This is a genomic window from Enterococcus sp. DIV0436a, from assembly GCF_051711605.1.
Lineage (GTDB): Bacteria > Bacillota > Bacilli > Lactobacillales > Enterococcaceae > Enterococcus_B > Enterococcus_B faecium.
On the sequence record NZ_JBIONA010000001.1, the window covers coordinates 153,471 to 177,527 of the forward strand.

Sequence of the window (24,057 nt, forward strand, 5' to 3'; positions counted from 1 at the left end):
CTACTAACCAAATGAAAGCTGCTCAAAAGACGGCTTTCGGCAGTTTTCATTTGTTTAGTAGCGTCTTGCTTTCACGAGAAGGAAAAGGAGAAGTTATGTCAGAAAAACAAGTATTCAAAACGACATGGGGCGGCCGTCCCTTACAAATCGAAGTCGGTCAGCTAGCAAAACAAGCAAACGGAGCCGTTTTAGTCCGTTATGGAGATACAGTAGTCTTAAGTGCAGCTGTGGCCTCTAAAGAAGCAAAAGATACAGACTTTTTCCCATTAACGATCAATTATGAAGAAAAAATGTATGCAGCAGGGAAAATCCCTGGAGGTTTCATCAAACGAGAAGGCCGTCCAAGTACGGAAGCAACATTGACTGCCCGTTTGATCGACCGTCCAATTCGCCCGATGTTTGCAGAAGGCTTCCGTAATGAAGTCCAAGTAACGAACATCGTGATGAGTGTAGAAACAGACTGCTCGCCAGCTATGGCAGCAATGCTAGGTTCTTCTTTAGCACTATCAATCTCAGATATCCCATTTGACGGCCCAATCGCAGGCGTAGAAGTTGGTCGTGTAAATGGCGAGTACGTCTTGAATCCAACAGTAGAACAAGCAGAACAAACAGATATCGAATTGACTGTTGCCGGAACGAAACAAGCCATCAATATGGTTGAAAGCGGCGCGAAAGAAGTTTCAGAAGAAGACATGCTTGGTGCATTGCTGTTTGGTTTTGACGCTATCAAAGAGTTAGTTGCTTTCCAAGAAGAAATCGTTCAAGCAGTAGGGAAAGAAAAAATGGAAGTGACTTTACTGCAAGTTGATGAAGTATTGAAAAAAGAAATCTTTGATGCTTCTTACGCTACAATGAAAGCAGCAGTAATGACTGAAGAAAAACTTGCTCGCGAAGATAATATCGAGCAGGTGAAGATCGATATCCGCGAAGCTTATGCTGAGAAATTTGCAGGTCATGAAGATGAAGATCACTTGTTGAAAGAAGTTAAACAAATCACAGAAGATCTTGAAAAAGATGTCGTACGTGAATTGATCACCATCGATAAGATCCGTCCTGACGGGCGTAAATTGGATGAAATCCGTCCATTGTCATCAGAGGTCAGCTTATTGCCACGTGTACATGGATCAGGTTTGTTCACACGAGGACAAACACAAGCTTTATCAGCTTGTACACTCGCACCTCTAGGAGAGCACCAAATCATTGATGGTTTAGGGGTGGAAGTCAGCAAACGATTCATCCACCACTACAATTTCCCTCAATTTTCTGTTGGTTCTACAGGACGTGCAGGCTCTCCAGGGCGTCGGGAAATCGGACATGGCGCATTAGGTGAACGTGCGTTAGCACAAGTAATCCCTTCAGAAGAAGAATTTCCTTATACGATCCGTTTAGTAGCAGAAGTATTGGAATCAAATGGTTCTTCTTCCCAAGCAAGTATCTGTGCTGGCACATTAGCATTGATGGATGCAGGTGTACCAATCAAAGCGCCAGTCGCCGGTATTGCGATGGGACTTGTTTCTGATGGTGAAAACTATACGATCCTAACTGATATCCAAGGGCTGGAAGATCATCTTGGCGATATGGACTTTAAAGTTGCCGGTACAAAAGATGGTATCACTGCTTTACAGATGGATATCAAGATTCAAGGAATCACAGAACAAATCCTAACTGAAGCATTAACTCAAGCAAAACAAGCACGTATGGAAATCTTAGAAGAATTGACTTCAACGATTGCTGCTCCACGTGAAGAATTAAGCCAATATGCACCAAAAATCGAAATGATCCAGATCGAACCTGCTAAAATCAAAGATGTTATCGGTAAAGGCGGCGATACGATCAACGGAATCATCGATGAAACTGGTGTGAAAATCGATATCGATCAAGATGGAAAAGTAAGCATTGCTTCAGCTGATGCAGAAATGATCAAAAAAGCTATCAAGATCATCGAAGATTTGACCAAAGAAGTCAAAGTTGGTGAAGTTTATCTAGGGAAAGTTGTCCGTATCGAAAAATTCGGTGCATTCGTCAACTTGATCAAAGGAAAAGATGGACTTGTCCATATTTCCCAATTAGCAAACGATCGTGTCAATAAAGTCGAAGATGTTGTTAAACTAGGTGATGAGATCCTTGTGAAAGTAACTGAAATCGATAAACAAGGACGCGTAAATCTGTCAAGAAAAGCAATGTTGAACGAAGATGGTTCAACGAAAAATGAAGAAAAATAATTTAATTCATAGGAATAATGTACTTGTGATCGTGAAGGTGACAGGGGAACAATAATTATTCGAAAAAAGGGGACTGTGACAAAAGCCGTGTCACAGTCCTTTTTTTTCGAATAAACGGCGTTCAAAAGCTTGCATCTGCGGTAATAAGTCCAGCCAAGTTAAAAACATTAGGAGCTGTTTTTACTTAGCTGTTCTTATTACTTGATGCAGAACAGCTTTTTTACAACCTCTCCAATAAACGGTGTTCAATCAGCTGTCCCTCGATATTAGATCAAAAAACGGCAAAATATGAGGAACTATTTTTCCGTTTGTTTCTCTAATACTCAGGTCAAACCGCTGATTTCACAACCTCTGATTCACGGTGTTCCAGAAGCAGCTTCTACGGAAATAAGCTGAACACTTTTGTCACAACTTCTTTTTTTCTGGAGTTTCTTGGCGCATATTTTTGGAGTCCTTCTGAATAAAGCGTAAAATAAAAGTGAGAAATATGGATAAAGGAGGGAAAGGAGATGCTGAATTTTTTATGGTCGTTATTTATCGGCGGTATATTAGGTTTGATAGCTGGCGCAATTTTAGGAAAGAAAGTCCCGGGAGGCGTATCTGGAAATATCATTATCGGTTTTTTAGGTAGTTGGCTCGGCGAATTTTTACTAGGACCACTGGGACCGGAACTCGGCGGTTTTTATTTGATACCAGCATTATTGGGTGCAATTTTTTGCCTTGCTCTTTATTCATTTGTGGCAAGACGTATCAGAGAACGTCCAAAGAAAGAATAATTTTATTCAAATAAGTTGACACTTCAGTGTGTTACTTGGATAATTAGAAGCAATTTAGGAAAGCGGGTGTCATGGATAAGAATATCATCTATCATTCAAGCTTACCTAAAGGATATCCATATAACAAGAAATGAGGGAAAAACGTGGCAACAACGCACAATACCAAAAAGATATCAATGGCTGGCCTGCTTGTAGCGATGGGAGTCGTCTACGGAGACATCGGGACAAGTCCGCTTTACGTTATGAAATCGATTGTTGAAGATAATGGCGGATTGTCAGGAATCAATCCTGATTTTGTTATCGGATCAGTCTCATTGATTTTTTGGACATTGACTCTACTGACAACAATCAAATATGTCGTGATTGCATTGAATGCAGATAACCATGGTGAAGGTGGAATTTTCTCACTCTACACACTTGTCCGAAAAGGTGGGAAATATTTGATCATTCCTGCAATGATCGGAGGAGCTGCCTTACTAGCAGATGGGGTATTGACCCCTGCTGTGACGGTAACGACTGCGATTGAAGGCTTGCGAGGAATTCCGCAGTTTTTTGACCGGTTCGGTAATAACCAGAACGTGATCGTCATTATCACTTTAGTTATTATTTTTGTTTTATTCATGGTCCAACGCTTTGGTACAGATATTGTCGGAAAAGCATTCGGACCAATCATGTTCGCTTGGTTTACTTTTTTAGGCGTAATGGGATTAATGAACTTCAGTCAAGACTGGACAGTTATCCGTGCACTGAATCCTTATTATGCTATCCAGCTGCTTTTTAGTGCAGATAACAAATTAGGCTTGTTCATTCTTGGAAATATTTTCCTGGCTACGACAGGTGCAGAGGCGCTTTATTCCGATCTTGGACATGTCGGCAAACGAAATATTCGTCTGAGCTGGCCTTACGTCAAAATTTGTTTGGTTATCAATTATTTTGGGCAGGCTGCGTGGTTGTTGAATGTTTATCAAAACCCTGAAGCACAGCAAATCAAGAACCTGAATCCATTCTTCCAAATGATGCCTCAAAGTTGGATCGTGATCGGTGTTGCTTTTGCAACAGTCGCTGCAGTCATTGCTTCGCAAGCATTGATTACAGGTTCGTTTACGCTAGTTTCAGAAGCAATCAAGTTGAAACTGCTGCCTCGGTTAAAGATCATGTATCCTGGGAACAGTATCGGGCAAATGTATATCCCAGCAGTCAATCTGATTTTATGGATCGCCTGTTCTCTAGTGGTTGTCACATTCCGAACGTCTCATCATATGGAAGCTGCTTACGGTCTATCGATCACTGTGACGATGTTGATGACAACAGCACTGCTTTACTTTTATCTTATCCAAAATGGGCATTCTCGTTGGCTTGCATATTTAGTTACCTTTTTCTTCGGTGCGATAGAAGTCGTTTTCTTTATCTCAAGTGTTGTCAAATTCTTCCGAGGCGGTTTTGTAGCCGTTCTGATTGGTTTGATCATCTTAGTCGTGATGTTTATTTGGGAACAAGGGAACATTATTCGCGAATCGTCAACCGAGGATGTGTCTTTGAGAGATTATATCCCGCAGCTTAGAGAATTACGTGATGATACTTCTTTACCAATCTATCAGACAAATGTGGTCTTCTTGGTTCCTGATATGGCTGAAGATAAAGTTGGCCGACAGTTCATCTATTCGATTTTAGATAAACGGCCTAAAAGAGCACGAGTCTATTGGTTTGTTCATGTGGAAGTGACGGATGAGCCATATACGAAAGAATATCAAGTAGATATGATGGACACTGATTTTATTGTCCAAGTGAATCTGTTCTTAGGTTTCAGGGTCCAACAGGAAATCAACGTATATGTTCGCCAAGTCATCCATGATTTGATGAAACAAGGCCGTTTGCCAAAACAGCCACAAAGATACTCTCTGACACCAGGGCGAGAAGTTGGCGATTTCCAATTTGTCCTGATTGATGAAGTAGTTTCCAATGTGACAACTCTAGGAAAATGGCAACGTCAAATCATGCAGGCCAAACTGGCAATCAAAAAAATCGCTACCTCGCCAGAAACATGGTTTGGGCTAGAGTACAGCGAAGTAAAACATGAAACTGTTCCGCTTATCATTGGAAATACTCGGAAAACATGGTTGAAAGAGCGGTTGTGAAAGTAGCGCTTTGACCTGAACTAATGTCGAATGTCAGCTACTTGAACACCGTTTATCAGAGGTCATGAAAAAGCTGTTTAGCAACAAGTAACGCAATGATTTTGAAGTGATAAGGAGATGTGGCTGAAAAATGCCGCATCTCCTTTTTTATTCCTAAATATGAATACGCATTATTTTCAATCTTTTTGTAGAAAAAGGGTACAATAGAAAAAGAGAAAGGCGGGAGAATATGGTTATCAATTTCATTATTTTATTTTTGATGATTGCAATTACTTCATTTTTTGTAGCAAGTGAATTTGCTTTAGTGAAAATCAGACGATCAAGATTGGAACAACTAGAAAAGGAAAATGTAAAGAACGCCAAGCTAGCTCTTCATGTTACACACCATTTAGATAACTATTTATCAGCTAGTCAATTAGGAATTACGCTAACCGGTTTGATCATCGGGTGGGTCGGTGAAGGATCTGTCGCGGCTTTACTAGAACCAGTGATCGGTAAACTACCTTTTAGTTCGGCTATTAGCAGTACAATCTCTGTGGCGCTGGGATTTATTTTAGTTACGTATATCGATGTGGTTATTGGCGAACTGCTTCCTAAGAGCTATAGTATCGTCAATACGGAGAAGGTCGTCTTGTTCGTAGTTAAACCACTTCATTATTTTTATAAAGTAATGTTTCCTTTTATTTGGGTATTGAATCATTCAGCTGCAGGGCTAGGGAAGCTATTAGGTGTGCGTCTCGTATCTGAAGGAGAAGAGACATTGTCTCAAGAAGAGCTGACATTAGTCGCATTGAATTCTTATGAAAAAGGAGAGTTGACCAAAGAAGAATATCATTATTTGGAAAACGTGTTTGAATTTGATGATACCTTGGCAAAAGATATACAAGTAGACCGTACGTCCATGCAAGTATTCGAAGCTTCAGAAACCGTCAAAGAAGCGATAAGAGCTTCGATTGAACAAGGACATACTCGCTATCCGGTTATCTTAGAATCAAAAGACAATGTTTTAGGTTATGTCACCTTGCCAGATTTGATCAAGCAATCTTATAAAGATGACCAGCTGACAGTAGAACATTTGATTGAAGAGCCGATCGTAACAACTGAAACGATCCCTATAAAAAAATTATTGACGATCATGCGAAAAAAGGGAAAGCATATTGCTATCTTAAAAGATGAATACGGAGGAACAAGCGGTTTAGTGACGATTGAAGATATTTTAGAAGAAATTGTCGGGGAAATCCGAGATGAGACAGATTTGGACGAAGCATTGATAGCGGAACAGTCAGATGGCTCTTATATCATCTCCGGCAAACTAACATTAGATGATTTCCAGCGTTATTTTCATGTAGAGATTCCAGAGTTTGAAGAAACGAATTTTACTACACTTGCGGGCTTTGCTTCTAGCCGATATAAAGAAATAAAAGCAGGAACAATCATTGAGATTGCATCATTTCGTTTCACGGTATTAGAATACCAGCATGCACATATCGATTATTTCAAAGTAGAGTCCACGGAAAGAAAAACAGAATAAAAGAAAAAAGGCTGTGACATTTTTTGTCACAGCCTTTTTATTATCTAAAAAACCTGTTTTCGGTAAACGAAGAAGATATTTTCAATAAAAGTTTTCATTTTTAGCCGCAACGATTTCTTTTAATCAAGGCTATCTTGCTTCTGCATGTTCTAATGTGAAATGTTCCTCTTCACCCATGTGTTTCAATTGTTTCATCGAACGCATATAAGAGTAAAGCAACACGGCAACAGAACCGATCCAAGCTAAAGGAGAAGCTGCTGCTGCTCCTGGGTATCCCCACATTCCTGTAAGAACGATAGCTGCAAAAGAACGCATAAGCAATTCCATCATACCGGCGATCGTAGGGATCTTGCTTTGTCCAAGCCCTTGAAGTGTGTAGCGTAAAATGAACAGGACTGCTAAGATCCAGTAAAGAGACCCATTGATATTGAAGTAGGTTTGTGCTAATTCAAATACACGTGTTTCTGATGGGCTAACAAACAATTGAACAAAGAAATGACCGAAGAAAATGACGATAGCACCTGCTAAGAGACTAAATCCGACACTCATCAATAAAGTTTGACGTACCCCTTGCAAGATTCGGCCATATTCTTTCGCACCATAGTTTTGTGCAGTGAAAGTTGCCATTGCAATACCAAATGACATCATCGGCTGATTTGCAAATTGGTCGATACGACCAGCAGCGGCTTGAGCAGCTACGACATCTGTCCCTAGACTATTTAGTGCTGCTTGTAACACGATAGCACCAACAGCGATGATCGAAGATTGAAACGCCATTGGCAAAGCAGCATTTAGGTGTACAGCAAACTCTTCTTTTTCAAATTTGAAATCTTTTTTGCGTAACTGTAACAAAGGCATTTTTTTCTTGATATACACTAGACACAGTACGCTGGAAGAAACTTGTGCGATTACTGTAGCAATAGCTGCACCTTCCACACCCATGCCAAAATAGATAATAAAGATCAAATCAAGTACGACGTTGATGATGACCGCAATGATCAGAAAGAATAGTGGTGTGCGGCTGTCACCAAGTGCGCGAATGACATTAGAAAGCAAATTGAAACTGACTGATGCAAAGATCCCTAATAAAATAATTGAAATAAATGTTTGTGCTTGATCAAGTATTTCAGGAGGAGTTTGCATCAATTGAAGCATCGGACGAATAAACAGGAGACTTAGGACAGTTAAAATCACAGTGACGACAAGACTAATGACAACACTAGCAGCAAAACTTTTCTTCAGACCCCGATAATCTTTTGCACCGTAACGTTGTGCGGTAATAATGGCTAAACCAGCTGTTAAACCTTGGGCAAAGCCAATGATCAAAAATGTCAGGCTTCCAGTTGCACCAACCGCTGCCAGCGCATTTTTACCTAGTGTCTGACCCACGATGATCATATCGATCATATTGTAGAACTGCTGAAAAACATTTCCGATCAGTAAAGGAACAGTGAACATCAAAATCAGTTTAGCGGGGCTTCCTTTTGTTAAATCGCGCATCTTTTAAACTCCTTATATCTTTAAAATTTAGTTAGTAGTATATAGCGTTTATCCTGAGAATACCAATTAGAAATCAATGATAATTTATGAAACTCCATAAAAAGAAGCCAAGAATTGAGTCAAAGAATCAACAACTTGGCCTGGTCTGTAAAATAAGGGACATCCACGTTTATCTATCACCTTAATATTGTCTAATCTCACTTGGTAAAAGGATCGTTTCTCTCGTACCGTCATCATAGGCGTATACTTGAGCAGGGAATTGGTTCGAATAGGCAAACGGCAAATCAATATCCATTTCCACATTGCTTCCTGCTTGAGAAAAATGCATCGTCACTTTTCCACGATTTTCGATCAAATCAAAGGTTAATATATTTTCTAATGGAATGACTCCCTTAAGATCTAGGTCAATAATAAACCATATACTGTCAATCAATTCATCTGGCAAACTTGATACTACACCAACTGAAGCGTAACGGTTGCGGCTGCTATCAAAACTTTCAAACATCTGGTTAACCTCCTTCGAATCAACGAATGTTTTATTTTTATAATTAATCATAGGATAAACTAGAAATACTTACTTTAACGAGGGTTCATTCTAATAAAGAATCAGGAAAAATGCAACAATAATTGAATACTTTTTTTCAAAGTATAAATTTTTATAAAGGTACGATAAAAGTATGCGAGGAAAAGCTTGGTAAATTAGGATTTTTCGTTTGCAAAGCTATTTGTAAAAGTGGAAGCCTCATATGAAAATAAACGATTAGAAAGAAAAAAAGGCGTGTTAAAAGCTGCTGACCCGCCGCTTCTAACACCACCTGATTGTTTCAGTATTATTCTTCTGTTGAACCGATCACTTCTGGTTCGCCACCTTCACCTGTGCTTTCTTCTTCTTCACTTTGAGCGACTACAGCAGCGATTTGCTCTTCACTGTCGGTCACGAATTTGTAATCATCGTTTTTTGGAAGATCGGCTACTGTAATAGAATCACCTAATTCCAAGTTTGTCACGTCAACTTCAATTCGTTCAGGCAATTTGTCTGGTGTAGCAGATACGACTACTGTATACAAGTTTTGAGCTAACACTCCACCAGATTTAGCACCCACTGATTCGCCAACAAGAACGACTTCTGTTTCGACTTCTGTTTCTTCCGACATGTTTACAGATAGAAATTCTGCATGTTCGAAATGATTGGTAAAAGTGTTCGTTTGGATCTTGTGAACCAATGTATTGACTTTTTGTCCATCGATGTCCATCGTGATGACTGTGTTCGCTCCATGTTCACGCAACAATTTGCTTAGTGTCAAACCATCGAATGAGATAGGGGTACTTTCTACTTTATACCCATAAACAACAGCTGGAACTTTCCCTTCGTGACGAAGTTTGTTTCTTAATGAACGGGGACGTACTTCTCTTTTACTTACTTCTAATGATACTGACATAACCAAAATTCCTCCTTAAAATGTGACTGTCTGCTTTGGTAACGGACAGATTTTATTTAAGTGAATTCTAAAGGCTAATCTCGTGCACATCATCGAAGGCAGGGCGCTTAAAAAAGCGCAAAAGGAGAGATGCGCGCATCTCCCCTTAGAAAGTCAGGATTCAACTTTTCTCCACCAGGTCATTACGCTGTGTATGAGAAATCCAATTCACTTTACTATTTAACCGTAACGTGAACTGTTAATTAAGTCAAGGAATAACTATGATGATGTATTTGCAAGCAAGAATATTCAAGGTATAATTAATTAGTAGTAATAAGAAAGGAAACAGCATGCGTTTAGATAAATTAATAGAAGAAAAATTAGAAACGACACGCAAGGAAATGAAGCGGCTGTTTGCTTTGAAGCAAGTGATGATAGATGGCACAGTCGAATTTCGACAAAATCGAAATGTAGATAGTTTACTGCATCAAATCGAAGTAGCAGGTGAACACTTAGAAACAAATGAGTCCTATTATCTTCTCAATAAACCTGAAAAAGCTGTTACAGCTGTATCAGATCCAGAAAAGACGACAGTAATCGATCTGATTGCAAGTGCCGATCGTTTCCAACCATTATATCCAGTGGGAAGACTAGATAGAGATACAACAGGACTATTGCTGATCACTTCGAATGGACAATTGGGATATGAAATGCTACTTCCAGAAAAAAAGGTTTCAAAGACTTATCAAGTAGTTGTGAACGAAAGGGTGACACCGGCAGACGTAACAGCATTTGAAAATGGAATCGTATTCGCTGATGGGTATCAATGTAAGCCGGCTGATTTAAAAATACTCAAAGCAGACAAGCACCAAAGTACGGTTTTATTGACGATCCAAGAAGGAAAATTCCATCAAGTCAAAAAGATGTTCTTAGCCCAAGGAAAGAAAGTGACCGCATTGAAACGGCTAAGCATGGGACCATTGGAATTAGATGAACAGCTAGGAGTAGGCGAGTATCGATCGTTGACATTAGCAGAGATGAAAAAGTTAAGTATTTATTTTAAATAGGAGGTCAAAAAGATGAAATATAAAACTTTATTGTTCGATGTAGATGATACATTGTTAGATTTTCAATTAACTGAAGCCAATGCTTTAAGTGCTTTGTTTGCAGAACAAGGAATCACGTTGACACCAGAAATCAAAACGAGCTATAAGGCTTTGAATCATCATTTATGGCAGGAATTTGAAAAGGGCAGACTATCACGAGAAGAAGTAATAGGCAGTCGTTTTGGGTTACTTTTCCAGCAATTTGGGAAAACAGTAGATAGTGATCAAATGGAAAAACGCTACCGCCACTACTTGAACCAAGGTCATGATCTTGTTCCAGGAAGTCTAGAAATCCTGAAAAAGGTCCATCCGCATGCTGAACTTTATATTGTGACGAACGGTGTGTCGCACACGCAACATCAGCGATTAACAGATGCAGGAATGCTTGATTACTTCAAGGATATCTTTGTCTCAGAAGCTGTCGGAGCGCAAAAGCCGATGAAAGAATTTTTTGATCATGTCTTTTCCCACATTCCTAATTTTGATAAAAAGCAAACTGTGATCATTGGTGATTCTTTGACTTCTGATATCAAAGGAGGAAATATGGCAGGGATCGATACGATTTGGTTCAATAGAAATAAATTACCAGAAATCGAAGAAATCCAGCCTACTTATCGAATCGATTCATTAGAGGAACTTTATTCATTATTGGAAATTGAAAAAGATTAATTTTCAGAAAAATATAGCATTTTCGTGTTTTTTCGCTATAATAGATTAGAATGAAAAAACGGATACGAAAGAGGTTTTAGTCAATGACAAAAAGCAAGCCAATTATCATTGGTGTGACGGGTGGATCCGGAAGCGGAAAGACAAGTGTCAGCCGTGCGATTTTCAACAACTTCCCGGACCATTCCATCATGATGCTTGAACAAGATTCTTATTACAAGGATCAGAGCCATTTGAGTTTTGAAGAACGATTGAACACAAATTACGATCACCCATTTGCCTTTGATAATGATCTGCTGATTCAGCATGTAGGCGACTTACTGAACTATAAAGCCATTGAAAAACCCGTGTATGACTATGTAGCGCATACAAGAAGTCAGGCAACGATCATTCAGGAACCAAAAGAAGTGATCATTCTAGAAGGAATCCTGATTTTAGAAGACGAACGTCTGCGTGACTTGATGGATATCAAAGTATACGTAGATACAGATGATGACATTCGTATCATTCGTCGTATCAAACGGGATATGGAAGAACGGGGACGCACATTGGACTCCGTGATCGAACAATATTTGACAGTTGTTAAACCGATGTATCATCAATTTATCGAACCAACGAAGCGCTATGCGGATATCATTGTTCCAGAAGGCGGAGAAAACCACGTTGCTATTGATTTGATTACAACAAAAGTAGCTAGTTTCTTAAACCATAAATAGTGCGCAGCGAAACAGTTGAACGGACTGCGACCGTTTGAAAAGCAAGGATTCTGCTTTTTGAACAGTCACCAGCCAACTGTTTTTTTATTTATAACAAGAGGTTGTGAAAACAGCATCTTGACCTAAGTATTAAAAAGAAGAAACGGAAAATAGCTGTTTATATTTTACCGTTTTTTGAGCTAATACCGAAGGTCAGCTGATTGAGCACCGTGAAGTAGAGGTTGTAAAAAAGCTGTCTTTGCATCAAGCGATAAGAGCATCCAAATAAAACAGCTCCTCACGTTTTTCGTTGGGTTGGGCTTATTATCGTAGATGCAAGCTTTTGAACACCGTTTAACGAGAGGTTGTAACAGAAGTGGTTAGATGCAATAAATAAGAAGAAACTTACGAAAATTATTTCTCGAATTTGTGTGAGATTTCGACTTATTTTTTTGAAGAAGCTCTTTTGTCGCACCCCCTAAGGAGGCAGTTTTAATAAATGAAAAAAGATGTGGGGAATATAGATGTCTAAAAAAGGATCAGTTTTACAAAAATGTCTTCAGATCATGCCCATTATTGGTCTGTTTTTTTTCTTTGTGTTGATTCTTTATGCTTATCATCATGGAATTTTTCGATCGAGCACGTCTTTGCAAGCGTTTATCCAGCAATTTGGCAAGTATGCAGTGATGATATTTGTTCTGTTGCAAGTGATCCAAGTGATCATTCCTATTTTGCCGGGAGGGATCTCCTCAGTAGCGGGCATGCTGATGTTTGGCAATGGATTTGGGCTTTTATATAGTTGTATTGGCCTAGTGATTGGGGAAGCAATCGGATTTTTACTTGTCCGTTACTATGGCGTAGCCTTTGTCCAGCTTATTTTATCGCCAAAAAAGTATCAGAAATTTGATGAATTGCTGACAAGAAAAACGAAAGATATCAAAAAAGTACTAGTTGTTACCTTGCTGCTTCCCTTTGCGCCAGACGACTTGATCTGTCTAGTAGCTGGTTTGACGAAATTATCTTTTAGGGAATTTATGCAGATTGTGATTTTCTTGAAACCATGGTCGGTGGGTGTGTATAGCATGATCATGCTCTTTTTATTCCATCAAGCGCAAGGTCATTTATAATGTAAAAAAGGACGTGGGTGTATGGAAAAAATAAAAGTAACAGAAAATGAATTGGATGAGCTGATGGCAGTCATACAAGAAGTATGGCCGGAAGCTTTTGTGCCGATCATTGGTCAAAAACAAGTGGATTACATGCTGAAAACTTATCAGTCAAAAAAACAGATTCAAAAAGAACTGGCAGAAGGTGTGTCCTACTTTTTATTAAAAAGCGAAGAAAAGACGGTCGGTTACACTGCTTATGAAGAGATAAATGGAAAAATTTATTTAAGTAAATTATATTTGCTAAATAAAGTACGTGGTCAAGGATTGACTTCTTCAGTTTTTCGCTGGTATGAAAAACTTGCTGCGCAAACAAAGGAAAGAGAGATCTTTTTGCGAGTGAACCAGGGAAATCATCAAGCAATCGAGGTTTATAAGCATGAAGGATTTGAGATTACAGAAGAACTTGTTTCAGATATCGGTCAAGGATTTCAAATGGTCGATTATAAAATGAAAAAAGCTCTCGCATAAACATAGGAACTGTGTTAAAGTAAATTTATGCGACGGGTCGAGAAGGACTCTGGTTTACAGAGCTCCTAATTGATTTTGGAGGCACAGGATAATTGATTTCTATCTTTATCACCTGCCGGATGCAGGGGTGTCGGGCAAGACTTTTGTGGAGAAGGGCTTGTCTGCTTGAGTAATCAAGTACCGTAAAAATGCAGAAAGAAGCTTATGCTTCTTTCTGCATTTTTTTTTACAAGAATATATTCTGTAAAATTGGTTTATTTCCCCTTTAATGCTAAAATCGAAGAGCGGATTAGTTATAAGACTGTTTAAGGAGCCATTGTCATGTTCGAAAAACTCAAACGATTTGGGCGTAATTTTACACAAACAACGCCCTTTATCTTAAGTAACACGGTTATTTTTATTCCTTATCTTTTATTTTTGGGACTAACAGACTCGCATAATTGGCGGACGATTTTGCCATTTACGCTGTTTTATGCCTTTCGGATGACTGGACTATTTTTAGTCAACAGTCTACGATTTGGTCTAGATAGTTACACGTTGCTGATGATCGCTCTGCTGATTGGTGGTGCTGGTTCATTGCTTGGAATATTAGGCGTATTTTATTTTCCTTTATTTTATTTTTCAAGTGTTTTGCTAGGGCTGAGTGCAGCATGGCTTGTACCTGCTAATACCACGGTCAATTTTCACGAAAAGACGCAAGGTTTTATCAATATGGATGGGAAAAAGTACTTATTTGCAGCTATCTGGCTATTTCTCCTGTATCAAGCGATTGAGTTGCCTGCACCGACTCAGATTGCAGCAAGCTTTACTATTTATACACTTTTTTACGTCATGGCCTACCATACGGTTAGTCATTATCCGCGTTACGAACTGGATTTCAAAGACATCAAAAGAAATCTGGTAGCTACGCGAGAGCTTGTTTTATTTTTGATATTCTTTGGCTTATTGTTTCTTTTGAGAAATGCCCGATTGTTATTCGATGAAAGGCTTTTTGATCTTGCTATTTATGGTTTCTTGCTACTGTTCATCTTGTTCGTGTTTGTTTTAGGACACCAGAAGAAGGAATGGAAGTTGCCAAGCTGGCTAAATCTGTTTACTTTTCTAAATGGAATGCTAGGGAATTTCCTTTTTTTATTTAGCAGTTTTTATGTTGGCATACTGTATGGATTAGAAAAACTTTCGATTTTTATGTATTTGCCTTATGCAGCAGGCTTGATTGCAGCAAAAATAGTCGGACCATGGATTTTGAAACGTTTAACATGGTCTCCATTGGCTATGCAATTGCTTGGACTGAGTTCTTCTTTATTGGTCCTCTTGATTCCAAATGGTTTTGCGATAGGTGTCTTTCTGCTTAGTTTCTGGCACGTAGTAACAGGCAGCTGGCTAAATAAGGAATATTATCAAACTGATGCAGCTATTCCAATGGATCGCCGGATCGTTGTCAAGTATACTACTCAAAATAAAGGGAGTGTGATCCACCAGTTTTTATTGATGACGCTTTTGTTTGTTTTAGCAAAAGAAATGGGAGAGCCAATCCATCTATTATTGATCACGCTGAACCATGAATCAGTGCCGATAGAAAGTGTACAACTGCTTATCTTGGCAAAATGGATCAATGTTGGTCTCTTACTGAGCGGATTAGTAACTGTTTATCATTTATGGAAGAAGGCGAAAAAAGAATGAGGCTATTCATTGATGGAGATGGTTCTCCAGTAAAAGAAGATGTCATAAAATTAGGAGAATCCTATGGTCTTGACGTGGTTATCGTGACCAGTGTGGACCATTATACGACCAAAGAATACGCTAATCATGTCCAAATCGTCTACGTAGACCGCGGAGCTGATAGTGCGGATTATAAAATCGTCGGTATGGTTAAGAAGAATGACTTTTTGATCACGCAAGATTATGGTTTAGCTTCACTTGTATTGCCGAAGGGCGTCCGAGTGTTCCATCACTCTGGAAAAGAATTTGACGAAGCGAATATCGGCACGCTTCTAGAACAACGTTATCATAGTGGAAAGTTAAGAAAAGCTGGCATAAGGACAAAGGGTCCAAAACCCTTTACGGAGAAAGATCATATGTCTTTTCGTCAAGCGTTAAAAAAGGCAATTGACCAAGGTTTACCAAGTACAGAAGATAGTAGGTAACGAAGGTATTTTATTTATGCTCGAATACACCAAAAAAGGAACAGGGAAACAGGATAAATGTGCCCCATGTTCCTTTTTGATTGTTCTTATTACTGGGTGCAGAACAGCTTTTTCACATTTTTTATTCTCGGTGTTTCAGAAGTAGCCTCTTCGAAAAATAAGCCGAATTTTCACAAAAATTTGAGAAACAATTTATGTAAAACCCCTTCTTATTTCTTGAAGCTGATTCTTTCTGTCACCACCTTTTTCTACTTTTTCCTCTTCTTATACATTTGGATCAATGCATCGATTGCCAAAAAAATAATGACGAATGCGGCAATAGCATACGTAAATATCCCTAATAAGGAAACGACCTCTGCGTTTTCTACAGGTGCTGCTTGGACAAGCAGGGAGGACCCTACGATCAATGCAGCTAAAATCATACCGAAAACAAGCCGATTGATCATACTTTCGATCCTGCTCAATAATTTGTCTTGCTTTTTCAATTCCAAATTGACTTTTCCTTGTCCCGAAGTCCACATTTCTAATAGATGGTGGAGCTGTTGAGGGATCTTAGGCGCAGCCTTCATCCCTTCCAATAAGTCTAATCCGCTTTGTTTCAATGTATCTTCTACATCCAGATGAGTGAGAAAATAATGTTGGGCAAAAGGCGAAGCGACTTCCATGAGGGAAACTTCAGGATCGAGGACGCGGATCACCCCTTCTAATGTCCCAAATGCTTTCAGCAAAAGCGTGATATCACGATCGAACTGCAGATTATTTTGATGACAAATCGTCACAACGTGTGTGAATACTTCTTGCAAGTTGATTTCATCAATAGGAGAATCATAATACTGTTCAAGAAAACTTGTCAGTTCTTGGTGGAACCGACTTTCATCAAACGCGCCTTCTTGCTGACAAAGTCGAAGGACCGCTTTTTCGATTCGATAAGCATCTTTCGTATACAGCGCTAAAACGGCTTGTGTGAGCTTTTGCCTAAGACCTGCAGAAAGATGCCCCATCATACCAAAATCGATGTAGTTGACGGTATATGGCGCAACAGGGTCTTCTGTAGAAGTAGAGGCTCGAAAAGTAAAGGAACCGAACTCTTTTTCATGGACTGTTTCAGTTTTTCGGCTAGCTTGTGTCTGTTCTTCTTTTGTTAGTACATGGAATAGCAGATTCCCTGGATGAGGATCAGCATGGAAAAAACCATCATCAAACACCTGTTTCATAAAGTTCTCAACTAAAAGTTTTGCAACTTTTTGTTTCAGCTTCTTGTTTTGAATACCGGTGATAAAAGTTTCAGTTTTGTTTTCGGCGTTCATTAAATGATTCAAGTTTTTACCAGACATTTCTTCCATCACGATCACTTTTTTCGAACAAAAAGCGTCATAAATCTTGGGGCTGCGGATCTCTTTCCAGCCATTGTTCTTTTGATAGAATTGTTCGCCATTTTGACTTTCTTTTAAGAAGTCCATTTCATTGATCAAGGAACGTTTCACTTCTTGGAGTACCCCTTTTAGATCAACTACGCTAGTTTCAGGAATGTATTTGATCAAAGGGATCGCTCGTTCAAATAGTTGAAGATCAAGTCGGATCTCTTCGGCGATGTTAGGGTGTTGGATCTTAACAACTACCGCGTCACCGTTCTTCAGCTTGGCACGATGAGCCTGCCCCATAGAAGCAGAGGCAAAAGGCGATTTGGAAAAATCATCGAATATATCTGATAATGAAAGAGAAAGTTCTGTTTCGATCGTCTTTTTGACCGTTGAAAATGTGTCGCTAGGTACACTATCTTGTAATGTTTTGAATGTTTGAGTGAAGGCAGAGGAAAGCAAGTCCTCTCGAACAGAAAGCATCTGTCCTATCTTGATGAAGGTGGGGCCTAACTCTTCAAAGGCTTTTTTTACCTGTTCGGGATTTTTTTGCTGTACAAAGTTTGGCACTACATTGTAATTGATGAACACTCGAATGATTTCTGCCAAGCGGCTGCGTGGATTTGTTTGCGCCATCATCATCCCTCCTTTTCTTTATCATAACTTTTTATAAAAAACGGGACAAATAATCTAGCTGACAAAAAATAAATGACACTCGTTCTTTTAGAAGCTGGCTCGTTTTTTTATAAATAAGTTATTCGTTTATTTTTGTTTTGTGCTAAAATATGAGAGTAAATCACTGAACGATTTAGAATACAGGAGGACAATCTTTTGAAGATTACTTTACTATATGGCGGACGCAGCGCAGAGCATGAAGTGTCTATTCTTTCCGCATTTTCAGTTTTGAATGCCATTTATTATAATTATTACCAAGTTCAACTCATATTTATTACAAAAGAAGGACAATGGGTCAAAGGTCCATTACTAACAGAAAAACCTGCAAGCAAAGATGTCTTGCATCTTTCATGGGACCCAAGTGGACAGGCAGAGGAAGGCTTTACAGGAAAAGTGATTAATCCAGGCGAAATCAAAGAAGAAGGAGCCATCGTTTTTCCAGTTTTACATGGGCCAAACGGGGAAGATGGAACGATCCAAGGCTTCTTAGAGACATTGAATATGCCTTATGTCGGTGCAGGCGTATTGACCAGTGCATGTGCCATGGATAAAATCATGACCAAATATATTTTACAAGCTGCTGGTGTGCCACAAGTTCCTTATGTACCAGTACTTAAGAATCAATGGAAAGAAAATCCTAAGAAAGTATTTGATCAATGTGAAGGTTCTTTGCTTTATCCGATGTTTGTCAAACCGGCGAATATGGGTTCTAGTGTCGGCATTACAAAGGCAGAAAACCGAGAAGAATTGCAAAATGCTTTAGCAACAGCCTATCAGTATGATTCTCGAGCAATCGTTGAACAAGGAATTGAAGCGCGCGAAATCGAAGTTGCTGTATTAGGAAATGAAGATGTTCGGACGACTTTGCCTGGCGAAGTCGTAAAAGACGTAGCATTCTATGATTATGAAGCCAAATATATCAATAATAAAATCGAAATGCAGATTCCAGCCGAAGTGCCGGAAGAAGTTTATCAAAAAGCACAAGAGTACGCGAAGTTAGCTTACACGATGTTAGGCGGAAGCGGATTGAGCCGGTGTGATTTCTTTTTGACAAATAAAAATGAATTATTCCTGAATGAATTAAACTCTATGCCAGGATTTACGGAGTTCAGTATGTACCCACTTTTATGGGAAAATATGGGCTTGAAATACGGTGATTTGATTGAAGAACTGATTCAATTAGGAATGAATCGATACCATCAGCGTCAATCTTTTTTTGAAAAAAATGAATAAAGAGAAATAAAGAAGAAGCTGGAGTGAACGCGTAGCCGCGTTCATTCTAGCTTCTAAATACGAATAGAGAAATTTACTTGGAAGTGAGAGTCATGCGAACCCGCCGTTTAGGCCAAACGCTTTTTTCACAACCTTTTTTAGGAGAGATCTCAATGAATCTAACAATACAAGAAATTGCACAAGCCGTGGGCAGCGAATGCTCTGCACTGACAAAGATTACCAATGTCGAATTTGACAGCCGGAAGATAACCGAAGGAAGTTTATTCGTTCCTCTTGCCGGTACGAGAGATGGACATGAATTTATCCAGCAAGCGATCACAAACGGAGCATCTGCTTCATTTTGGAGCTTGCCTGTTGAACAAGCTCCAAAAGATTTTCCAGTTATTCCTGTAGCAGATCCTTTGAAAGCCATGCAGCAATTGGCAACCTATTACTTGGAAAAAGTAGGCGCAGAAGTCGTTGCAATTACAGGAAGCAATGGTAAAACCACCACGAAAGATCTAACCGCGTCTGTCTTGTCTGAAAAATACAAAACATATAAGACGCAAGGAAATTACAACAATAATATTGGTCTTCCTTACACGATTTTGCACATGCCCCAAGATACAGAAAAGATCGTTTTGGAAATGGGCATGGATCACGCCAATGAAATCACGGAACTTTCACTGATGGCTCAACCAAAAGCTGCAGCAATCACAATGATCGGTGAAGCACACATAGAAAATCTTGGGTCGCGAGAAGGAATCGCTAAAGCCAAAATGGAAATCACTGACGGACTTGTACCAGACGGATTACTCGTTGTGCCCGCAGATGAACCGTTGCTGACACCTTTAACGGCAACATTAGTACAAACAGTCACAACATTCGGTATTGGAAATGGCGATGTTCATGCGGAAGTGACAGCAAAAGGAAAAGCACAAACCGATTTTGTAGTAGAAGGAGAAACATTTACGATCCCGCTGCCTGGAAGTTATAATGTAACGAATGCTTTGATTGCGTATACGATCGGGCGCTTCTTTGGACTGTCCATACCTGAGATACGCCAAGGGCTCGCCCATGTTTCTATCACTCAAAACAGAACCGAATGGCTAACGGCAGGAAATGGTGCAGCTATTTTGAGCGATGTCTACAATGCAAATCCAACAGCCATGGGACTGGTATTAGATACTTTTAAAAATCTGCCAACAAAAGGGCGCAGAATCGCTGTGTTAGCAGATATGCTGGAATTAGGGAAAGATTCTTTAAGCATGCATGCGCAAATGAGTGAACATATCGATCCTGAGAAATTTGCCATGATTTTCTTGTACGGGGAACAAATGCATGCATTAAAAGAAGAATTGAACCAAAAATACCCCCAACTACCTGTGTTCTATTTTGAAAAAGAAAAGAATAAATTGATTGATGCTGTAAAACAAAATCTTGAAGCAACAGATAGTATTATGCTAAAAGGCAGCAACAGCATGGGCTTATTTGAAGTGGTAGAACAGCTTCAGCAAATGAAATAAAAATCTGTAAACTTGCAGAAAACGAAAAACTATGTTAGAATAACCTATTGCCGAAAGATGAAGAGAAATTGGACTGGTTTTGCCATAGAAACAACTTGTTGAAGCCAGATGTCATAATAATGATAAAGCTGAACGCGACCCGTTTGGCTTTTCTAATGCCTAAACTTCGCAAAGTGATTTTTCGGTGGTGCCACAGGGGCTAAGAATGGATAAAAACGTGCGTGGCCACTGTCAAAAAGAAACAATACACTTTGACCGAACAAATCGACGGGGTAGCAAAAAAGCTACATCCTCAGTTAACAACCATATAGGAGGATTCATTTGAAATTTAAAGAACTAGAATTATCACCAGAATTGTTGAAATCAGTCGAACGCGCTGGTTTTGAAGAAGCAACGCCTATCCAAGCAGAAACGATTCCACTAGCATTAGCTGGAAAAGACGTTATTGGACAAGCACAGACAGGTACAGGGAAAACAGCTGCATTTGGATTACCAATGTTAGAAAAAATCGATCCAGATCGTCACGAATTACAAGGTTTAGTTATCGCACCAACACGTGAATTAGCTATCCAAACACAAGAAGAATTATATCGTTTAGGGCGCGACAAAAAAGTACGTGTACAAGCCGTTTACGGCGGAGCGGATATTGGCCGTCAGATCCGTGGCTTGAAAGATCGTCCACATATCGTTGTGGGTACACCAGGACGTATGCTTGACCACATCAACCGCCACACATTGAAACTTGGAACCGTTCAAACATTAGTTTTGGATGAAGCAGATGAAATGTTGAATATGGGCTTCTTGGAAGATATCGAAAAAATCATTTCACAAGTTCCTGATCAAAGACAAACATTACTTTTCTCAGCAACGATGCCGCCAGCTATCAAGAATATTGGCGTTAAATTCATGAAAAATCCACATCATGTGAAGATCAAAGCGAAAGAAATGACAGCTGACTTGATCGATCAATACTATGTCCGCGCAAAAGAATACGAAAAATTCGATATCATGACTCGCTTGTTTGATGTTCAAACACCTGAATTAACAATCGTCTTCGGACGTACAAAACGCCGTGTAGACGAATTGGCACGCGGATTAGAAGCACGCGGTTACCGTGCAGAAGGAATCCATGGCGATTTGTCTCAACAAAAACGAATGAGCGTATTGCGTTCATTTAAGAGCGGTCATTTAGATATCCTTGTAGCGACAGACGTTGCTGCACGTGGATTAGATATTTCAGGTGTCACTCATGTGTACAACTATGATATCCCTCAAGATCCAGAAAGCTACGTTCACCGTATCGGACGTACAGGCCGTGCCGGAAAAGGCGGTATGTCTGTGACTTTCGTTACACCAAATGAAATGGACTACTTGCATGTGATTGAAAACTTGACGAAAAAACGGATGACGACTTTACGTCCTCCAACCGAAAAAGAAGCATTCAAAGGTCAATTAGGTGCTGCAGTTGAACAAATCGAAACAAAACTTGCAGAAAATGGTCTAGATAAATACCTGCAAACAGCAGATAAATTATTAGAAGAATATTCTGCACAAGATTTAGTTGCACTTTTGCTAAAAACGACAGCAAAAGATCCAGCTGATGCAGTGCCAGTGAAGATCACACCAGAACGCCCATTGCCAATGCAGAAAAAAGGATACAATAAAAATGGCAAACGTGGTGGCGGAAACAACCGTAATCGTCGTGACGGCGGTAATTATCGTGGAAACAAATCAAAAGGCGGTTATAGCAAAAATAATAACAGCCAAAAAGATGGCGGTAAACGTCACAATGATAAAAAACGCGGATTTGTAATCCGTTCAAATAACGATTAAACATAAAATGAAAGTTTCTCTTTTTTAAGAGAAACTTTCATTTTTGTTATTTGTGGACTTATTTGTGGCAAAATGGTTATAATTTGGTAGAATGAGAGTGTTCTAAATTTATTGAAAAGAGAAAAGCATATGATAAAAGGAATTGGGATCGATGCAGTCGAACTTCCTAGGATCACTCGGCTGATCGAAGAAAAACCAAAATTCATTGCACGAATCTTGACCTCTGATGAAATGAAACTATTCCAGTCCTTGCCTTTTCATCGCCAAGTAGAATTTTTAGGCGGGCGTTACGCTTGCAAAGAGGCTTTCTCTAAAGCTTGGGGAACTGGGATCGGAAAAGTTACCTTTCAAGATGTTGAGATTTTAAAAAATGAAAATGGTCAGCCTGTTGTGACGCGTTCACCTCATGAAGGCAATGTATGGGTCAGTATTACTCATACAAATGAAACAGCTTTTGCACAAATTATTTTGGAAGACTAGAAAGAAGGAAAAACGATGGTTGTCGCTTGGCACCGCCCAACGAAAGCAGTGATACATAAAAAAGCTATAACTGAAAATGTAGCAAATGAAGTTGCAAGACTTCCGCAAGGAAAAGAATTGTTTGCAGTAGTAAAAGCAAACGGATACGGTCATGGAGCTATTGAAACAGCTGAGGCAGCAGTTGCAGGTGGAGCTTCGGGCTTTTGTGTTTCAAATTTAGATGAAGGAGTCGAGTTGAGAGAAGCTGGATTTACTCAGCCCATCCTTATCTTGAATATGGTTCCTTACGACGCACTGACTGTAGCTGTTGCTCATGATTTATCAGTAACTGCAGGTACACGGGAATGGTTGCAGGCAGCAGCTGCTGTTTTAGAGAAAAGTAAGCTAGAGACGCCTCTTTCGATTCATCTAAAAGCAGACACTGGGATGGGTCGTATCGGATTTTGTACACCTGAAGAAGTAAAAGAGGCAGCTGCATTCATCAAAGAAAGTCGTGTATTAGAATGGGAAGGTTTATTTACCCATTTTTCTACAGCAGATCAGGCAGATGATACATATTGGAATCTGCAAAAAGAACGCTTTATAGAAGTGCTAAAAAAACTTCCTGAACTTCCTCGATATGTACATGTCAGCAATAGTGCAACGGCTTTATGGCATGATGAAACAATCGGCAATATGATTCGTTATGGAGTAGCAATGTACGGACTGAATCCCTCTGGGCACGCACTACCGGAAGTTTATCCATTGCAGCCAGCACTTGAGCTGGTTTCTGAATTGATTCAAGTCAAAAAACTCCCAGCAGGTGAAGGAATCGGCTATGGAGAAACATATATCACTCCTGAAGCAGAGTGGATCGGAACGATACCGATCGGTTATGCAGATGGCTGGCCACGAAAGATGCAGGGTTTTTCTCTATTGGTAGAAGGGAACTACTGTGAAACGATTGGGCGTGTATGTATGGATCAACTGATGATCCGATTGCCTCAAGAATTTCCTGTCGGAACAAAAGTGACGCTTATCGGCAAAAATGCAGACAAAGAAATCACTATGCAGGATATAGCAGATCAATTAGGTACGATCCACTATGAAGTGGCTTGCGGATTAGGACAGCGGATACCAAGAGAATATCAAGAATAAGGA

At 39.5% G+C, this 24,057-nt stretch carries 19 protein-coding genes and 1 pseudogene; 16 read left to right on the forward strand and 4 right to left on the reverse strand.

The genetic code is table 11. From position 1 onward, the window contains the following. Window positions 1-95 precede the first annotated feature (95 nt). From pnp to IGL15_RS00790, 4 genes are all read left to right on the forward strand, one after another. Window positions 96-2,222, forward strand: coding sequence for a polyribonucleotide nucleotidyltransferase (gene pnp, locus IGL15_RS00775; protein ID WP_002297086.1), 2,127 nt, complete (start codon window positions 96-98; stop codon window positions 2,220-2,222). 509 nt (window positions 2,223-2,731) lie between these two features. Continuing rightward, window positions 2,732-2,998: a GlsB/YeaQ/YmgE family stress response membrane protein gene (locus IGL15_RS00780; RefSeq protein ID WP_104765273.1), complete on the forward strand. Its 267-nt coding sequence runs from the start codon at window positions 2,732-2,734 to the stop codon at window positions 2,996-2,998. Window positions 2,999-3,141: 143 nt separating this feature from the next. Beyond that, complete coding sequence (locus IGL15_RS00785) at window positions 3,142-5,133, forward strand: KUP/HAK/KT family potassium transporter (RefSeq protein ID WP_002289279.1); 1,992 nt, start codon at window positions 3,142-3,144, stop codon at window positions 5,131-5,133. Window positions 5,134-5,362: 229 nt separating this feature from the next. Continuing rightward, the gene (locus IGL15_RS00790) at window positions 5,363-6,664 is read left to right on the forward strand and encodes a hemolysin family protein (RefSeq protein ID WP_104765272.1); all 1,302 of its coding nucleotides are present in this window, start codon (window positions 5,363-5,365) and stop codon (window positions 6,662-6,664) included. A 129-nt stretch (window positions 6,665-6,793) separates the two neighbouring features. Here the strand turns inward: IGL15_RS00790 and IGL15_RS00795 are convergent, their stop codons facing one another. From IGL15_RS00795 to IGL15_RS00805, 3 genes are all read right to left on the reverse strand, one after another. Then, complete coding sequence (locus IGL15_RS00795; protein WP_002289277.1) at window positions 6,794-8,164, reverse strand: MATE family efflux transporter; 1,371 nt, start codon at window positions 8,162-8,164, stop codon at window positions 6,794-6,796. A gap of 181 nt (window positions 8,165-8,345) precedes the next feature. Continuing rightward, entirely contained in the window at window positions 8,346-8,669 is a 324-nt protein-coding gene (locus IGL15_RS00800) for a DUF960 domain-containing protein (RefSeq protein ID WP_002289744.1), read from the reverse strand. A gap of 325 nt (window positions 8,670-8,994) precedes the next feature. Further along, window positions 8,995-9,603, reverse strand: coding sequence for a 50S ribosomal protein L25/general stress protein Ctc (locus IGL15_RS00805; protein WP_002299254.1), 609 nt, complete (start codon window positions 9,601-9,603; stop codon window positions 8,995-8,997). Window positions 9,604-9,932: 329 nt separating this feature from the next. Between IGL15_RS00805 and IGL15_RS00810 the strand changes: the two genes are divergently transcribed. The 7 genes and pseudogenes from IGL15_RS00810 (at window position 9,933) to IGL15_RS00840 (ending at window position 15,833) form a co-directional block, all read left to right on the forward strand. Next, window positions 9,933-10,649 (forward strand): 16S rRNA pseudouridine(516) synthase, encoded by a 717-nt coding sequence (locus IGL15_RS00810; protein ID WP_002289747.1) that lies wholly within the window; start codon window positions 9,933-9,935, stop codon window positions 10,647-10,649. 12 nt (window positions 10,650-10,661) lie between these two features. Next, entirely contained in the window at window positions 10,662-11,357 is a 696-nt protein-coding gene (locus tag IGL15_RS00815; RefSeq protein ID WP_086324356.1) for a YjjG family noncanonical pyrimidine nucleotidase, read from the forward strand. An 83-nt stretch (window positions 11,358-11,440) separates the two neighbouring features. After that, entirely contained in the window at window positions 11,441-12,070 is a 630-nt protein-coding gene (gene udk, locus IGL15_RS00820) for a uridine kinase (RefSeq protein WP_002289751.1), read from the forward strand. A 503-nt stretch (window positions 12,071-12,573) separates the two neighbouring features. After that, window positions 12,574-13,176, forward strand: a complete 603-nt coding sequence (locus IGL15_RS00825) for a TVP38/TMEM64 family protein (protein ID WP_002294220.1) — start codon at window positions 12,574-12,576, stop codon at window positions 13,174-13,176. A 21-nt stretch (window positions 13,177-13,197) separates the two neighbouring features. Then, window positions 13,198-13,686 carry a GNAT family N-acetyltransferase gene (locus IGL15_RS00830; RefSeq protein WP_104765606.1) on the forward strand — a complete coding sequence of 163 codons (489 nt, stop codon included), beginning with the start codon at window positions 13,198-13,200 and terminating at the stop codon, window positions 13,684-13,686. 321 nt (window positions 13,687-14,007) lie between these two features. After that, window positions 14,008-15,382, forward strand: a pseudogene (locus tag IGL15_RS00835) (hypothetical protein). Continuing rightward, window positions 15,366-15,833 (forward strand): YaiI/YqxD family protein, encoded by a 468-nt coding sequence (locus IGL15_RS00840; protein WP_002325207.1) that lies wholly within the window; start codon window positions 15,366-15,368, stop codon window positions 15,831-15,833. Before IGL15_RS00835 ends, IGL15_RS00840 begins: the two are co-directional and overlap by 17 nt. A 248-nt stretch (window positions 15,834-16,081) precedes the next feature. Here IGL15_RS00840 and IGL15_RS00845 read toward each other — a convergent pair whose 3' ends face one another. After that, a complete protein-coding gene (locus IGL15_RS00845) occupies window positions 16,082-17,827 on the reverse strand; it encodes an ABC1 kinase family protein (RefSeq protein ID WP_104765608.1) in 1,746 nt (581 codons plus the stop codon). A 195-nt stretch (window positions 17,828-18,022) separates the two neighbouring features. Between IGL15_RS00845 and IGL15_RS00850 the strand changes: the two genes are divergently transcribed. The 5 genes from IGL15_RS00850 to alr all read left to right on the forward strand — a co-directional run bounded on the left by IGL15_RS00850 (window position 18,023) and on the right by alr (window position 24,054). After that, the gene (locus tag IGL15_RS00850; protein ID WP_104765609.1) at window positions 18,023-19,099 is read left to right on the forward strand and encodes a D-alanine--D-alanine ligase; all 1,077 of its coding nucleotides are present in this window, start codon (window positions 18,023-18,025) and stop codon (window positions 19,097-19,099) included. 152 nt (window positions 19,100-19,251) lie between these two features. Beyond that, window positions 19,252-20,604 (forward strand): UDP-N-acetylmuramoyl-tripeptide--D-alanyl-D-alanine ligase, encoded by a 1,353-nt coding sequence (locus IGL15_RS00855; protein ID WP_025479235.1) that lies wholly within the window; start codon window positions 19,252-19,254, stop codon window positions 20,602-20,604. Window positions 20,605-20,925: 321 nt separating this feature from the next. Next, the gene (gene cshA / locus IGL15_RS00860) at window positions 20,926-22,437 is read left to right on the forward strand and encodes a degradosome RNA helicase CshA (RefSeq protein WP_002296553.1); all 1,512 of its coding nucleotides are present in this window, start codon (window positions 20,926-20,928) and stop codon (window positions 22,435-22,437) included. Between the two features lie 129 nt (window positions 22,438-22,566). Continuing rightward, window positions 22,567-22,917, forward strand: a complete 351-nt coding sequence (acpS, locus tag IGL15_RS00865) for a holo-ACP synthase (protein WP_002296554.1) — start codon at window positions 22,567-22,569, stop codon at window positions 22,915-22,917. Window positions 22,918-22,932: 15 nt separating this feature from the next. Further along, window positions 22,933-24,054 carry an alanine racemase gene (gene alr / locus IGL15_RS00870; protein ID WP_002296555.1) on the forward strand — a complete coding sequence of 374 codons (1,122 nt, stop codon included), beginning with the start codon at window positions 22,933-22,935 and terminating at the stop codon, window positions 24,052-24,054. The last annotated feature ends 3 nt before the right edge of the window (window positions 24,055-24,057 follow it).

Excerpts from the sequence above, each read along its gene's own strand:
- IGL15_RS00825 (WP_002294220.1), top strand. The coding sequence starts at position 12,574 with ATGTCTAAAAAAGGATCAGTTTTACAAAAATGTCTTCAGATCATGCCC.
- acpS (WP_002296554.1), top strand. The coding sequence starts at position 22,567 with ATGATAAAAGGAATTGGGATCGATGCAGTCGAACTTCCTAGGATCACT.
- IGL15_RS00845 (WP_104765608.1), bottom strand. The coding sequence starts at position 17,827 with ATGGCGCAAACAAATCCACGCAGCCGCTTGGCAGAAATCATTCGAGTG.
- IGL15_RS00830 (WP_104765606.1), top strand. The coding sequence starts at position 13,198 with ATGGAAAAAATAAAAGTAACAGAAAATGAATTGGATGAGCTGATGGCA.
- alr (WP_002296555.1), top strand. The coding sequence starts at position 22,933 with ATGGTTGTCGCTTGGCACCGCCCAACGAAAGCAGTGATACATAAAAAA.
- IGL15_RS00810 (WP_002289747.1), top strand. The coding sequence starts at position 9,933 with ATGCGTTTAGATAAATTAATAGAAGAAAAATTAGAAACGACACGCAAG.
- IGL15_RS00790 (WP_104765272.1), top strand. The coding sequence starts at position 5,363 with ATGGTTATCAATTTCATTATTTTATTTTTGATGATTGCAATTACTTCA.
- IGL15_RS00855 (WP_025479235.1), top strand. The coding sequence starts at position 19,252 with ATGAATCTAACAATACAAGAAATTGCACAAGCCGTGGGCAGCGAATGC.
- IGL15_RS00815 (WP_086324356.1), top strand. The coding sequence starts at position 10,662 with ATGAAATATAAAACTTTATTGTTCGATGTAGATGATACATTGTTAGAT.
- IGL15_RS00805 (WP_002299254.1), bottom strand. The coding sequence starts at position 9,603 with ATGTCAGTATCATTAGAAGTAAGTAAAAGAGAAGTACGTCCCCGTTCA.
- pnp (WP_002297086.1), top strand. The coding sequence starts at position 96 with ATGTCAGAAAAACAAGTATTCAAAACGACATGGGGCGGCCGTCCCTTA.
- IGL15_RS00840 (WP_002325207.1), top strand. The coding sequence starts at position 15,366 with ATGAGGCTATTCATTGATGGAGATGGTTCTCCAGTAAAAGAAGATGTC.
- IGL15_RS00795 (WP_002289277.1), bottom strand. The coding sequence starts at position 8,164 with ATGCGCGATTTAACAAAAGGAAGCCCCGCTAAACTGATTTTGATGTTC.
- udk (WP_002289751.1), top strand. The coding sequence starts at position 11,441 with ATGACAAAAAGCAAGCCAATTATCATTGGTGTGACGGGTGGATCCGGA.
- IGL15_RS00800 (WP_002289744.1), bottom strand. The coding sequence starts at position 8,669 with ATGTTTGAAAGTTTTGATAGCAGCCGCAACCGTTACGCTTCAGTTGGT.
- IGL15_RS00780 (WP_104765273.1), top strand. The coding sequence starts at position 2,732 with ATGCTGAATTTTTTATGGTCGTTATTTATCGGCGGTATATTAGGTTTG.